General features: G+C 35.9%; 14 protein-coding genes. 6 read left to right on the top strand and 8 right to left on the bottom strand.

Going from position 1 to position 13,626, the window contains the following annotated elements:
• Window position 1 precedes the first annotated feature (1 nt).
• Genes AC6CHV_RS13105 through AC6CHV_RS13095 form a run of 3 tightly spaced genes read right to left on the bottom strand, consistent with a single transcriptional unit; the run spans window position 2 to window position 3,250 of the window.
• Complete coding sequence (locus AC6CHV_RS13105; RefSeq protein ID WP_498079020.1) at window positions 2-1,078, bottom strand: LolA family protein; 1,077 nt, start codon at window positions 1,076-1,078, stop codon at window positions 2-4.
• 1 nt (window position 1,079) lies between these two features.
• The gene (locus AC6CHV_RS13100) at window positions 1,080-2,543 is read right to left on the bottom strand and encodes a HAMP domain-containing sensor histidine kinase (RefSeq protein WP_341332388.1); all 1,464 of its coding nucleotides are present in this window, start codon (window positions 2,541-2,543) and stop codon (window positions 1,080-1,082) included.
• Complete coding sequence (locus AC6CHV_RS13095; RefSeq protein ID WP_341332389.1) at window positions 2,540-3,250, bottom strand: response regulator transcription factor; 711 nt, start codon at window positions 3,248-3,250, stop codon at window positions 2,540-2,542. The genes AC6CHV_RS13100 and AC6CHV_RS13095 overlap by 4 nt, the downstream gene beginning before the upstream one ends.
• A 157-nt stretch (window positions 3,251-3,407) precedes the next feature.
• Between AC6CHV_RS13095 and AC6CHV_RS13090 the strand changes: the two genes are divergently transcribed.
• Window positions 3,408-4,274 (top strand): SDR family oxidoreductase, encoded by an 867-nt coding sequence (locus tag AC6CHV_RS13090; RefSeq protein WP_341332390.1) that lies wholly within the window; start codon window positions 3,408-3,410, stop codon window positions 4,272-4,274.
• Window positions 4,275-4,426: 152 nt separating this feature from the next.
• Here AC6CHV_RS13090 and AC6CHV_RS13085 read toward each other — a convergent pair whose 3' ends face one another.
• A complete protein-coding gene (locus tag AC6CHV_RS13085; RefSeq protein WP_498079019.1) occupies window positions 4,427-5,815 on the bottom strand; it encodes an alpha-amylase family glycosyl hydrolase in 1,389 nt (462 codons plus the stop codon).
• Between the two features lie 212 nt (window positions 5,816-6,027).
• On the opposite strand from AC6CHV_RS13085, the gene AC6CHV_RS13080 reads away from it, so the two are divergent.
• Entirely contained in the window at window positions 6,028-7,398 is a 1,371-nt protein-coding gene (locus tag AC6CHV_RS13080) for an MATE family efflux transporter (protein ID WP_498079018.1), read from the top strand.
• Window positions 7,399-7,536: 138 nt separating this feature from the next.
• Window positions 7,537-8,100, top strand: coding sequence for a DUF2777 family protein (locus AC6CHV_RS13075; protein ID WP_165918095.1), 564 nt, complete (start codon window positions 7,537-7,539; stop codon window positions 8,098-8,100).
• A 168-nt stretch (window positions 8,101-8,268) separates the two neighbouring features.
• Here AC6CHV_RS13075 and AC6CHV_RS13070 read toward each other — a convergent pair whose 3' ends face one another.
• The 3 genes from AC6CHV_RS13070 to AC6CHV_RS13060 form a co-directional block, all read right to left on the bottom strand.
• Entirely contained in the window at window positions 8,269-9,702 is a 1,434-nt protein-coding gene (locus AC6CHV_RS13070) for a putative bifunctional diguanylate cyclase/phosphodiesterase (protein ID WP_341332393.1), read from the bottom strand.
• A gap of 129 nt (window positions 9,703-9,831) precedes the next feature.
• Window positions 9,832-10,191: a YisL family protein gene (locus tag AC6CHV_RS13065; protein WP_341332394.1), complete on the bottom strand. Its 360-nt coding sequence runs from the start codon at window positions 10,189-10,191 to the stop codon at window positions 9,832-9,834.
• Between the two features lie 137 nt (window positions 10,192-10,328).
• Window positions 10,329-11,234, bottom strand: coding sequence for a fumarylacetoacetate hydrolase family protein (locus AC6CHV_RS13060; protein ID WP_341332395.1), 906 nt, complete (start codon window positions 11,232-11,234; stop codon window positions 10,329-10,331).
• Between the two features lie 231 nt (window positions 11,235-11,465).
• Here AC6CHV_RS13060 and AC6CHV_RS13055 point away from each other — a divergent pair, with 231 nt between their 5' ends.
• Entirely contained in the window at window positions 11,466-11,633 is a 168-nt protein-coding gene (locus AC6CHV_RS13055) for an aspartyl-phosphate phosphatase Spo0E family protein (protein WP_121445467.1), read from the top strand.
• 14 nt (window positions 11,634-11,647) lie between these two features.
• On the opposite strand, the gene AC6CHV_RS13050 is transcribed toward AC6CHV_RS13055, so the two are convergent.
• Window positions 11,648-12,844, bottom strand: a complete 1,197-nt coding sequence (locus AC6CHV_RS13050; RefSeq protein WP_341332396.1) for a DUF418 domain-containing protein — start codon at window positions 12,842-12,844, stop codon at window positions 11,648-11,650.
• Window positions 12,845-13,066: 222 nt separating this feature from the next.
• Here AC6CHV_RS13050 and AC6CHV_RS13045 point away from each other — a divergent pair, with 222 nt between their 5' ends.
• The gene (locus tag AC6CHV_RS13045) at window positions 13,067-13,288 is read left to right on the top strand and encodes a spore germination protein (RefSeq protein WP_121445469.1); all 222 of its coding nucleotides are present in this window, start codon (window positions 13,067-13,069) and stop codon (window positions 13,286-13,288) included.
• Window positions 13,289-13,302: 14 nt separating this feature from the next.
• A complete protein-coding gene (locus AC6CHV_RS13040) occupies window positions 13,303-13,518 on the top strand; it encodes a spore germination protein GerPB (RefSeq protein ID WP_341332397.1) in 216 nt (71 codons plus the stop codon).
• Window positions 13,519-13,626 lie beyond the last annotated feature (108 nt).

The raw sequence follows: 13,626 nt of genomic DNA, 5'->3' as shown, positions 1-13,626 counted from the left end.
CCTACATTTCATTATTAGATACCATTTTTTCCGTCATTTCGAGAATATCTTCCATAACAAGATCAGGATTTTGAATGAGAATGGTATAACGCAGACCGTTCTCATCCCAGCTTAGTGCATTAATAAAATCATCATATTCTGCATTCTGGCCACGCACTTGCCATTTTCCAGGTTTAATTTCCGTTCCCGCATCTTCTGGGGTTGGAAAGATTGAAACTAATACAGAAGGGACGGCTTCATGTAAATAATAAACAGTAATTTCTGGGCGATTGATTACTCCTTGAAGGTTTACAACTTCAACATTATCAACAGTCAAGTCTTCTTCTGAGAAAACAAGGAATGGTTGAGCTAAAGCTGTCTGTGCATCTTCAAGTGACCCATAAGATGGTTCAAGTTGTGACTCAATTGGAGTAATTTTTACATTTTCAGGTATGTCTAAAGTGAAAGTATCCTCCTTAAAATTTGGTGAAAAATCGAGCACCTGATATTCAAACTCTGATTTTGTATCTCCCACGACAGATACAGATTTCACTACAAACCAAGTCTTTTGATCAATCCAGAGTTCAATTTCTCCGAATAAATTAGAATCTGTATTCGGAGTTGCCTTTATATGATATACATTAAAATCTAGTAATTTTTCTTCACCAACAATTTCATATTCATGTGTTTTTTTAATAGCATCTAGCATTGTCATGAGTTGTTCCTTGGGTGAGGCATCTAATAACGGCATACTCTCCTCTGTTAAATCGATACTTAATGCCGTTTCACTCCCCTTTTCATAGGAAATTATTTGTTTTCCGTTGTTTAACACATATGATTCAAGGTCATTCGTAAGACCTGTTGTAATGATTTTTCGTTTTCCATCCTCTGCAACGTATTCTTTAAAACTAGCATCTTCAGTGATCTCACCGTTTGTCTCAAGCTTTATAACACCTTCTCCATAAAAAGAATGCTTATCTTCCTTTGCTGATAAGACTTTTGTAACAATTTCTTCAGAAGACACAGCCATTTCCGCCTTACAACCAGATAAAATCCCCATTATTAAAATTGCAAGTAGCATGAATTGATTTTTCTTCATATTAATCCCTTCTTTCCTTTATCCAGCAAGCCAGTAATGTTCCGTTTTTTTTCGCTGACCAGATTCCAATTTTTCCATTTTGTTGCTCCATCAACATTTTTGCAATACTAAGTCCTAACCCAGAACTTCCACCATAATTTCTAGCATCCTCTGCCTGGTAAAAGGGTTGGAATACTTTATCCAATTGTTCTTTCGGTATTCCTTTTCCCTCGTTTTGTATTAAAATGACGGTACCAGCTTTTCTCCATTTCTCAAGTTCTACCTGAAATTCTTTGAATACCCAATCCGGTAGTTTGGTGTCACTTGATATAGCAGCAAGCCAAATTTGTTTCCCTATTTCAGTATGTCGAATGGCATTCCCCATAATATTATCTACAACCCTCACCATTTGTTTCGGGTCAACCTCATAGGATTTTTTTACAGATTGATATACTTGTAGTGAAACGTCTTTTCGAATACAAGGTTCATCATATCCTGATAACAACATCTCAAAGTATTCTTCCCCTTCAACTTCAACAAGCTCAGTCCGTTGTTTAGAGGATTGTAATGCCGTATACATTGTTAAGTCATCGAGCATCCGTTTCATGTACTCAAGTTTCTGAAATAAGATTTCCTTATATTCTGCCCTTTCATGCTCGGTTAGTGTTCTATCATTTTGTAGGACTTCAGTATAAGCTCGTATTACTGTCAATGGTGTTTTTAAGTCATGGGATAATGACGCCACAATAAATTCTTTTTCCTTTTGTTGAACAGCTAATGCCTCTTGTGTTTGTTCAATCTGTGCTTTCATTTTCCAAAAATGTTTGATTAAATCCCCTATTTCATCATTAGATTCACGAATTTGAATAGAAGGACTTTCCCCATTTGCAAAAGCTGTCATTTGAGCTTGCAACTGACTTAATGGTCGATTCAATTTTCGATTTAATAAAATCACAACGACCGTATAAAGTAAGATGAAAAAAATACTAAAAAGCACACCTAAATAGAGATAGCGATTTGTTACCCCTGCTATCCATTCGTCTCTAGCAATGGATATTTCAAAAATTCCAACAACGTTTCCATCATTACTAACAGGTTTTTTCAACGAATAAGTACGAGCATTCTTTTGGAGATCATTTAAATTCCTATATGCCTGTTCCATGTTTATCGCAGGAAATCCATATGAACCTGGTTCAGGTAAACTAGAAAACAAAACGACTCCATCAGAACGATATAATGTAATTTTGATAGATTCATTTGTTAATGCTTGAACAGAATCATACATTTCTTTTGACTTTAGTGTGTATATATTTGGATCCAAGAGCTTTGGCTCAATTTCCTCCATTTTATTTGTCACCTCGACGTACTCCACGAGAGCTTGCTTATCATCAAGGTTACTTATACTTATATAAAGAAAATAAAGTGCGCCAACTGGAAGTAGCATTACAATAAAATAGCTAATCATTAACCATTGTTTAATTCTCATACAAGTTGTTCTCCTATGAAACGATAGCCAACGCCCCAGACCGTTTGGATAAACTTAGCAGATCGTGTACCATCCATTAATTTCGATCGTAAACTTTTAATGTGAACTGTGACTGTGTTATTTCCGTCGACATCCTCCTGTTGCCAAATATGCTCATAAATTTCTGTCTTCGAAAAAGTTTGTAATGGATTTTTTGCTAGGAGAAACAACAATTCTTTCTCTTTGGAACTCATTTGAACTATACTTCCATCCAGGTATACTAGATCATTTGTAAAATCAATGGTCAGCCCATTTAAATAAGTTATACGATTTTCAAAAAATGTCTTATTGTTGTATCTTCTGTATCTTCTTAAATGGGAGCTAATTCTCGCACTCAATTCCTCAAGACTGAATGGCTTTGTGACATAATCATCAGCCCCAATATTTAAGCCTTTTATTTTGCTCTCATCCTCATTTCGTGCACTCAAAATGAGTAATGGAATTTCACTTTCCAATCGAATGGTCTTACATAATGTATACCCATCCATTTCAGGTAACATTAAATCAATTAAGGCAAGGTCAAATTGATCCGCTTTAAAATCCTCCCACCCTTCTTTTCCAGTCGATGCCCATGTTACGGTATAGCCTTCTTTCCGTAAATGATCACAAACAATACGGGCGATTTCCTTATCATCTTCAACAAGTAGAATCTTTTCAGGTTTTTCCATGGATAACCCCTCTTTCTATCTATTTTCATTATAAAGGATGTTCCTGAGAGTAATTGGATTTTTTATAAATGCTTTATATTTATCCTGAATGTATATTAATGGCCCTTTTATAAAAAAGTAAGTAAGGTGCAGTTACTACATAAAAGAGGTGTTTATTTTGTCTAATAGTCAAGGGAAGAATATTTTGCCTCCACAGCATCAAAATCAGCAGCCTGGAACAGAAACAGAAATGGTACCAAGACCTGTATCTGAGGATCATTCTTATCAAGGAAGCAATAAGTTAGCAAATAAGGTTGCCATTATTACAGGTGGGGATAGTGGAATAGGAAAGGCAGTTGCGATTCATTATGCAAAGGAAGGCGCAAATGTTGTCATCGTTTATTTAGATGAGCATGAGGATGCTAAGGAAACAAAGCGCCAGGTAGAAGAAGAAGGACAAAAATGCTTACTTTTATCTGGGGATATTGGGAATGAAGAGTTCTGTAAAGAAATAGTAAAGAAAACAATTGATACATTTGGACAACTAGATATTTTGGTCAATAATGCAGCTGAACAGCATCCTCAAAAGAGTATTTCTGCTATCACAGCTGAGCAGCTTGAAAAAACATTCCGAACCAATATCTTTTCTTATTTTTATTTAACGAAGGCCGCTCTTCCCCACTTAAAACAGGGTAGTTCAATCATTAATACAGCATCTGTCACAGCTTATAAGGGGAATGAACAACTTGTTGATTACTCTGCAACAAAAGGAGCCGTTGTCTCTTTTACAAGGTCACTTTCGATGCAATTGATCGGTAAGGGAATTCGTGTCAACGGAGTAGCACCAGGACCGATTTGGACGCCACTTATTCCATCTACCTTTACAAGTGATCAAGTGGCGAAATTTGGTTCGACAACACCTATGAAACGCCCTGGACAGCCCGAGGAAGTCGCACCCTGCTATATCTTCCTGGCAAGTGACGATTCTTCTTATATGTCTGGACAAATCCTTCACGTTAACGGTGGAGAAATTGTAAACGGATAGAACTACGTAAGGCACGTACCTTAGGCACAAGCATAAGTCATACGCGACATGGTGTATTTTACCTTTAGAAGCGATAAACTTATACTCGAGCCGATGGTGCTTTGAGCAGGACAAAAAAAGCATCATCCGCAGATTGGATGATGCTTTCCTTATTATTCAGGTTTTCGGCGACCGTGCCTTTTTTTATTTAAATAAATGAATCCAATCATTAACACTGGTACGATAAATACAGCAATAAATAAAGTATAATTAATTTTCGTTGTGTCCCTAACTACGAATACTTCTGAGATATCACGATTTACAACTACATGAAATTCATCATCTGTAGGACGGATAAGATCCTCCGTAATCAGTCCGGTTAATTCCTTGTTTTGTCCAACTTGATCGGTTGTTAGACTAAAGCTTTGAGTTTTCGTTGTGTTATTAATCGCCACAAACGCTATTTGCCCCTCAAACTCTCTTTTAAAAACTAATAAACCAGCATCATTTTTAACTAATTCAATGGATCCCTTTGTTAATGCTGGTACTCCTGAACGGACCTTAGATAGCAAAGTGATATATTCCACAAGCTCTTGGTCTGTTCGAAAATCCATTAATCCAAGATTGTCTGGTGGCTCACTCCCATTTAATGCGATTTCCGTACCATAAAATACAATAGGAATTCCAGGTGTCGTATACAAATACGTTAATGCTGACTTTAAGCGTGGCGCTGGGTGCTCATTCGCTTCTGTTGCCAAATAAGTAAATCGAACTGTATTCGTGTTATCCATGAAATTAATTAAGGAATTTGTATTTTCAAATTCTTGATTCTGCTCCCAGATTGAATCTACATTGTTAAAAGGTTGATCCGGAACACTAAAACTCGTGATTCCTTCATAAGGTATCGGATTGAAAACTGAATCAAGACCTGCTGCTTTGAACTTGCTTAGATCATCTAGTCCAGCAGGTTCACCAATTAAAATCAGATTTTCTTTTTGGGATGTAAGCTCCGATGTGAATGTAGATATATAATTTGGTGATATGCCTTCTACGAGGTCTATTTTATAACCGTCAATATCTGTTTCTTGAACCCAGCCTAATGCTGTATTTACTAATTCACTATCAAATGGACCTTTGTTTGAACTGATTCCAAGGTCTAGAATAATTTTCATATCCTTTTCATGTGCTTCTTTTACAAGTTGTTTTAAGTCATCTTTCGTACCAAAGTGCCTATTGATTTCTTGTCTGTCAGTTACATGATACGGATAAAATGTATTCGAATCATTTTCAAAAATAGGAGATAATAATATTGAGGTAAACCCCATATCCTTTATGTAATCGAGTTGACCGATAATCCCCTGAATGTCTCCTCCATGGTATGCGAGTGGATTTGAACGATCCACATCAGAATCATTCGTGCTGTCACCATTATTAAAACGATCGACCACTATATAATAAATGCTTTCTTCATCAATCGAACGGTCATCAGCTGCCATAACAGGCATAGCTAACATTAGTAACAATGGTAGTAGAAACGCTACTATGTATAACTTTTTCTTCATCCATTTAACTCCTATCATATTAGTAATTATCATACTTAAAAGTAACCTTTTCCCCTCTAAAAATCAAATATAACAACGGTTTGTTCAAATTTTGTACAAATTTAATATATAAAAAATTCGTGATTTTTCCTAAAAAATTTCGTATCTTTCCCTCCTTAAACTGTGATAAACTAATATAGTTTTACACCTATGAAACAAAGGGAGTGGACTGCTTGGAAGCTTCTATCAGTACGAAAAAATTAACACTGTTTGCATTGACATGGCCAATTTTTATTGAATTACTTCTACATATGTTAATGGGTAATGCAGATACATTGATGCTAAGTATGTATTCCGATAATTCTGTTGCAGCGGTTGGGGTTGCAAATCAAATCTTATCATTAATTATTGTCATGTTTGGATTTATCGCAACCGGTACTGCTGTATTAGTGGCTCAACATTTTGGTGCGAATAATCAAAAAAGTGCAGCGGAAGTTTCCGTTGTCTCAATTATTGCGAATCTGGTATTCGGTCTTATTCTAAGTTTTATCGTTTTTATTTGGAGCAAGAAGCTTTTGCTATTAATGGATTTGCCTGTTGAGTTATTAGATGAAGCAGATAGCTATCTAAGTATTGTAGGTATATTCTCCTTTCTCCAAGCACTAATAATGACGATTGGGGCTGTCATACGAAGCTATGGTTTTACACGGGACACAATGTACGTAACGATTGGGATGAATATCCTAAATGTGATTGGTAACTATATATTTATCTTTGGTCCTTTTGGATTGCCAGTGCTCGGAGTTGAAGGGGTTGCCATTTCTACTTCTGTCAGTAGATTAATCGGCTTATTTGTTATCACCTTTCTCCTAATCAAACGAGTAGATCATGGCCTTCCATTCAAAGAGGTATTCACTTTACCAAAACAGCATATCCAGAACCTACTTAAAATAGGGATACCTTCTGCCGGTGAACAACTCTCTTATAATTCCTCCCAGATGTTTATCACCTATTTTATTACGATTATGGGGACACAAGCGCTGACTACGAAGGTATACGCACAGAATTTAATGATGTTCATTTTTTTATTTAGTATTGCTATTAGTCAAGGAACACAGATTTTAGTTGGACAAATGATCGGAGCCCGTCAGATAAACGATGCATATCAAAGGGCATTAAAAAGTCTAAAGCTCGCAATCTTAATCTCAGCCGCAATGGCTATTGTTTTTTCAATCTTCAAAGAACCGCTGCTCTCTATCTTTACAAATAACCAGGACATAATAAAAACCGGTGGTATCCTCATTCTTTTAACCATTATTCTTGAACCCGGCCGAGCCTTTAACCTTGTCCTAATTAATGCATTAAGGGCGGCTGGAGATGTCAAATTACCGGTTTATATGGGGATTCTTTCGATGTGGGGAATTTGTGTACCAATTGCCTATGTGCTTGGCGTTCATTTTGAATTAGGGTTAATTGGTGTTTGGATTTCCTTTATTGTGGATGAATGGCTTCGTGGTATCATAATGCTGTGGAGATGGCGTTCGCGGGCGTGGGAAAGGAAATCATTTGTTACACCTGTTGAGAATGCAAACATAACAGCCTGAATGAATCAGGCTGTTTTTTTTATGTAGAAAATATCCAAAGCATAAGTAAAATCCTTGGTTATAAATTTCCTTTTTTTTGTCTAAAAAGAGGATAACAACAGTTAATATAGATTACACATGATGGATGGAGGATTTGCATTGGATTTACAACAACGTCTCGGCAGCATAAATGAACAAAAACGCTCTTTTATTATGGGAACGACTGAATGTATAAATGACCAGTGGATCTTCTTTGATGCTGAAACAGATGAAGCATCTATGCTTGAAGAAATGATTGGAAAGGAAGTAGAAGTTTTCACTTTGAACAAATGGGAAAAAGGCATTTTTGTGGAGGACGGCCTTATTCAAATGAATGATTATTTTTATAAGCTTGATAATGGGGACTGCCTTCGTTTTCGTAAAAAATTATCACTTGCCTATAAAGAACTTTTAGAGAATTTCTCAGAAGATCAATTTTTACGATTTACTTCTACCTTAAATAAACTTTCCTTTTCATTATATGATTGCATCCATTGTCATAATCAATTGATGTACCAACAAGACAATGGTGAAAATGAGGGTGTTAATTTTATTATGTTTGACAATACAGAAATGCTCCTATCTGTTCACCATCACTTTTCACGAGGAAAATTAAAGAAGGATCGATTTGAATTTACGTTGGCAAATGGAAAGAGAGCGGTTCTTTCAACATTATACAAATAAGAAAAAGCTCTAAGCGCACTCAGTTTTAGCTGACAAGCATAAGGCAAGTGCTGACAGAAGGGTCATGTTACCTTCCTATACGATTGACTTAGACCTGCGAGCCGATTGCGCCTGGAGCTGGATATGATAATAAAGGGGCTGTTCATCCGTGAACAACCCTTTTTATTTTTACAATGCCTTAAGTATAGCTAACCCATTCTCAAATTCTTCACTTTTCATTGGTTTGTCAATATAAAATCCTTGTGCATAATGGCACTCCAGTTCTTTTAGTAATTCAATCTGTTCATCGGTTTCAACACCTTCAGCCACTACCTTCACAGATAAACCATGTCCCATTGTGATAATCGCCTTAACGATCGCAATATCAGAGGTATTGACCTTCAGATTATTAATAAAGGTCCGATCAATTTTCAATGTATTAATAGGTAAATCCTTCAAATAACTTAAAGATGAATAACCCGTTCCAAAATCATCTATTGACACCTTAACGCCGAGCTTTTGCAGTTCTTTCATCACGTATACACTGTGGGTGATATTTCGAAGCATCACACCTTCTGTGAGTTCAAGTGTTAAAAATTGCGGTGGTAGACCTGTTTCTAATAGTGCCTCCTTTACCTCATCGATAAAGCTAATTTGTTGAAATTGATTAGCAGATACATTAACGGCAATCGTTAAATAATCATACCCCATATCATGCCATTTTTTATTCTCTCGACACGCTTTTGTTAAAACCCATTTGCCGATATCATGTATCAAACCTGTTTCTTCAGCTAACGGAATGAATTCCCCTGGTGAAACTAGTCCAAGCTTTGGATGTTCCCATCTTAAGAGTGCTTCACTTCCGTAGACACTTCCTGAAGCTAAATCTATTAGGGGCTGGTAGCATAAATGAAATTCTTTTTTTTCAAGGGCTCTGCGCAAATAACCTTCAAGCTCAAGCTTATACAAAACCTGCTGATTCATATCGGCACGGTAGAATTTCATTTTGTTCCCCCCCTGCTGCTTTGCAAGGTTCATCGCAGTATCAGCATGCTTAAAGAGCAATTCAGTTGTTATACCATCATTAGGATAAAAACTAACTCCAATACTTCCCGTTAAAAAGAACTCACGTGCTTCAAACATAATTGGTTTGGCGATATCATGTAAAAGACTTTGTCCAAGGTCAACAATCTTTTCAACCTCAACATCATTGGTTAATAAGATTGTAAATTTATCACCGCTAAATCTTGCAAGATGGCTCTTATTGGGTAGTAACGCTTTAATCCGATTTGCAAGTTCTTTTAATATAATATCCCCTGCATAATGTCCCACTGTATCATTAATAATTTTAAAACGGTCTAAATCTATAAATAACACAGCAAATTTATTTTGTTTCTTTTTCTGCTTAAACCTTTTCACAAATTCCTCTACTTGATTCGTAAAATGCTGACGATTCGGCAAGCCAGTGTCAGCATCATAAAAAGCTAAACGCGTAATCTTTTCCTCAGCCTTTTTCTCGTAAAAAGTCTCGATTTTTTTATATTTTTCGGTAGTAAGTTGGTGTTGCTCTATTAGTTCAATGATATCTATCAATTGTTTATATACAAAGCTATTTGTTCTCATTACGAGATTCACCACTCTTTTTCCCTCAAGAAGTATGTATATCTATTCATAAAGATAGCACAGATTTTGTCGAAAGACATAGAAAAAAAAGAAAAAGCTACCGCAAATGGTAGCTTTTTCACAAATTTTTTAGAAACTCCACATACCGAGTGGAAGTTTTGCTCCTAACGCAATTGTTAAGATTAGCACAATAATAAATAACACCCAAAAAAGTCCAGTTGATTTTGCCTTGCTAGAACGTGCTAAAATCATTTCCATAAATCCAATCGTTAATACTCCAAGTATTGCTTTACCTATGTATTCACCATCAATCTTGGATACGCTAAATAAAAGAAGTAAACCGGTTGCTAAAATGAAAAGATAAAATAAACGCAAAGTCATTTTAACGATTTTTTGAGACTTTTCTTTTCCAGCCTTATTAAGAACTGTTGCTGCAATTACAAAAAGAATAATAGCAACTACCCAAGAGGTAACATGTGCATGAGTCATGTACTACTCCTCCTTTTTCTTTTTTATTCCAAAGAATATCATAGCATGTTTATCGGGAATTTCAAAAGGTTACATCGAGTCTTTTTCACTATGTACATAGTAAATATGACTTTTCTGTGACAAGATATTCCTTACAATTATGCCTCAATTTTATTTCGCAATGTACCAAGGCCATCAATTGTAATTTCAATGACGTCTCCACCTTTTAAGAAACGTGGAGGTTTAAAGCCTTTACCGACCCCTGATGGTGTTCCTGTTGCTATAATATCTCCAGCCTCCAGCGTCATACCTTGTGAAATGACTGAAATAATCGTTTCAATCGGGAAAATCAATTGACTAGTATTACCTGACTGACGAACCTCCCCATTTACCTCCGTTTTAACGGACAGATTACTTGGATCTGGAATCAATGATTTATGAACTAATACCGGACCCATCGGACATGTCGTATCTAAGCTTTTTCCAAGAAAAAATTGTTTATGTCTTGATTGAATATCACGGGCTGTTATATCGTTTAAGATTGTATATCCAAAAACATAGTCAAAAGCTTCACTTTCTTTAATGCCTCGACCAGTTTTGCCAATTACGACAGCTAACTCGCCTTCGTAATCTAACTGTTCAGTGATATGTTTATGATTTAGTACAGTTTCTTCTGGACCAACTACTGTTGTTGGTGTTTTTGTGAACATTACAACATGCTCAGGGATATCCTTTTCACTTCCCATTTCAATGACGTGTTCTGCATAATTTTTACCGACACAGAAGATATTTTTGCTCGGTCTTGGAATTGGAGCCCTTAATGTAATTTCTTCAATGGAATAAGAAAAATCTGTATCAGGATTTTCGCGTACCCACAAATTGATTTCCCGAATTCTCTCAAGACACTCTTCCCCTTGAGCAATCACTTCAATCATTGTTTCTGGAATGGTTGTTGTGCCATTCATTTTCATTTCAGCAATTTTTACATCTATTACTTGATTAAGCTGCTCGTTTACAATTCCAATAAATTGTCTTTCATTCTTTTCAGCTGTTACAAACCTCATTTTTAATCACCTCTAATTTAGTCATATACTTAATTCTATTTTAGATGTTGAAATTCCTCTTTCTATACTTTTTGTAGAATTTTGTATGTTTTTGTAACATTATTAGAGGTTTTAGCGAACTTGTTTTAATCCCTGTAAAGGCAGGTATAATAATGGTACAAAGCTTGTATGTACTACTTTAGTATAAGTATGCATGATTATTATGTACTAAAAAAAAATGGAGAAATGAAAATGTTCATGTTGAAGATTGCAATTGAATTGAAACGCCGAAAGATGACAACTTTAGCAGATCGGCACGGCTTTACTGCTTGGGAGACGGTAAAGTGTAGTCAAGAGTTAGATCAATTATTGAATATTTATCAAAAGACAAAACAAAAGAAATTAAAAATGGTCAACTAAAAAGACTATTCGCATTAGCGAATAGTCTTTTTTCTTATTTCAACCTTATTAGCATATGTTAATGTTCTCCAAACCCATTCAAATGGACCGAATCTGAATTTTCTCAACCATAAATAACTTAGGATGATTTGAACAATGTAAATACCAATAGTCAAAAGGAAGCCTGTATATGGCTGTAACTTACCATATAATCCAAAACCATAACCATAAAACAATAATGTACAGACTATGGATTGGAAGAGATAATTACTCAGCGAAAGCTTTCCAACAAGAGCTAGTGGAGATAGCAGCTTTTTCCAAACGGGTAATCTCATTAACAGGACTATCGACGTTGCATATAATAAGGCTGTACTCGGGCCACCGATTGTGTCCTGTAAATAATCAGTTGCAGGATTTTTAGCAGTGTAATAGGGTAGTAGTTTCATAGGAACCCCAATTACCAGCGAGATCAACCAAAGAATCTTAACCTTCTTAATATCTTCATCTCGACCTTCAAACCATTTTTTCTTAGCGATAAAGGCACCCAGGAGGAACATTGGTAGCAATGTAATGACCATTACAAATATGCTTGCAACGTTATTAACAAAATACCAGTCTTGAAATCTCTGACTCGTGATCTCCCAAAAACCGCCGTTTGCATAAATTTCTGCCGATTTTAAAGCAAGCTGTTCATTGTACATAACATCATTTAAACCCGGTTCAAACAACACCGCTACAAACATAAGTCCACCGAGAACAACATTTGGAACAAAGATAAGGACTAATGCCCAAATAAGCAAAGTAATCGGCTTTGCCTTATGAAATAATAGTAGAATCGCACCAATTAGAGCATACGTAATTAAAATATCACCGTGCCAAACAAAGAACGCATGTAAACATCCAAAAAGTAATAGCACAGTTAATCTTCTTGAAATCAACGGATAAAATGAATAACCTTTAGCAACTGCTCTTTCCTTAAACAGAATAAAACCAAAGCCAAAAAGAAATGAAAATAATGTATAAAAACTTGCTTGTGCAAAAATATCGATGATACTATTTGTCCACTTATTGAGATCCCCAGTCCACCATGTCTCTGGATTTAAATAGAGAATGGGGGAAAAAAACGATGGCATATTGACAAAAAATATCCCTAATATTGCTAACCCTCTTATAACATCAATTGAGTGAATCCGCTCTGCTCCTAATACGGGACTTAATCGTTCATTACTCATTCTCACAACTCCTTACCACGTTTACATATATACGATTATAAGAGAACTCAATTGGAAACACTAGGAAAATTTCCTACTATTGGTTCAAACCTTCGGAGGAGCCATGGTAAAAATCACATCTTCTGGGCAGTTCTCATAGAATAAAAAAAACTGTTTATATTCGTATCAATGATATCACTATTCGTAATTCTTCAAATTCGTTTTGTAAAAGGGTGTTTTTGTATGCCAGCAATCGTAGGAGCCGTAAAAGTAAATAGTGTTGGAAATAGCAGTGTTTTCAATATTGGTGATGTCTTTCAAATCTCCCCTACCAGCACAGCCAAGACTTTTGCAGGTGCTGGCTCATTTAATACAGGGGATGGTCTTCGTGTCTATAATAATCAGAGTGTTACGAACACTTACGATACAGATAATATTGACAATGTCATTGTTGGTAATGCCTAAGGAGGGATGAGGACATGAATTTTTATATTAACCAAAGTATTTGTATTCATTCTTTACGTGTAGAGAGCGTTAGTAATTCATCCGTTTTACAAATTGGAAGTGCTGGGCTAATCAAGCCTTCGTCTAATCTTTATAATACAGGGCAATTTACGGAGCCTGCTCCAGAAATCGGATCTCAAACTTCAACTTCAGAGCCAGCTGTTCCACTTGTCGGACCAACTTCTTCATAGGCATTCACCCATGGTAATGTTCATGCATATTATAGACTATCATTGTTTAACTTTATTATTTAGAAGTCAACTACTTCCGATAATAAAGCAAAAGCCTCCGGAGGATGC

This window comes from Ferdinandcohnia sp. GQ5 (assembly GCF_059759275.1).
The sequence above is the reverse complement of the archived record's forward strand: the minus strand, read 5'-3'. Positions and strand labels throughout refer to the sequence as shown.

What these genes read in the sequence shown, in the direction of transcription:
- AC6CHV_RS13065 (WP_341332394.1), bottom strand. Translation starts at nt 10,191, where the DNA reads ATGACTCATGCACATGTTACCTCTTGGGTAGTTGCTATTATTCTTTTT.
- AC6CHV_RS13050 (WP_341332396.1), bottom strand. Translation starts at nt 12,844, where the DNA reads ATGAGTAATGAACGATTAAGTCCCGTATTAGGAGCAGAGCGGATTCAC.
- AC6CHV_RS13105 (WP_498079020.1), bottom strand. Translation starts at nt 1,078, where the DNA reads ATGAAGAAAAATCAATTCATGCTACTTGCAATTTTAATAATGGGGATT.
- AC6CHV_RS13045 (WP_121445469.1), top strand. Translation starts at nt 13,067, where the DNA reads ATGCCAGCAATCGTAGGAGCCGTAAAAGTAAATAGTGTTGGAAATAGC.
- AC6CHV_RS13055 (WP_121445467.1), top strand. Translation starts at nt 11,466, where the DNA reads ATGTTCATGTTGAAGATTGCAATTGAATTGAAACGCCGAAAGATGACA.
- AC6CHV_RS13100 (WP_341332388.1), bottom strand. Translation starts at nt 2,543, where the DNA reads ATGAGAATTAAACAATGGTTAATGATTAGCTATTTTATTGTAATGCTA.
- AC6CHV_RS13060 (WP_341332395.1), bottom strand. Translation starts at nt 11,234, where the DNA reads ATGAGGTTTGTAACAGCTGAAAAGAATGAAAGACAATTTATTGGAATT.
- AC6CHV_RS13095 (WP_341332389.1), bottom strand. Translation starts at nt 3,250, where the DNA reads ATGGAAAAACCTGAAAAGATTCTACTTGTTGAAGATGATAAGGAAATC.
- AC6CHV_RS13070 (WP_341332393.1), bottom strand. Translation starts at nt 9,702, where the DNA reads ATGAGAACAAATAGCTTTGTATATAAACAATTGATAGATATCATTGAA.
- AC6CHV_RS13040 (WP_341332397.1), top strand. Translation starts at nt 13,303, where the DNA reads ATGAATTTTTATATTAACCAAAGTATTTGTATTCATTCTTTACGTGTA.
- AC6CHV_RS13085 (WP_498079019.1), bottom strand. Translation starts at nt 5,815, where the DNA reads ATGAAGAAAAAGTTATACATAGTAGCGTTTCTACTACCATTGTTACTA.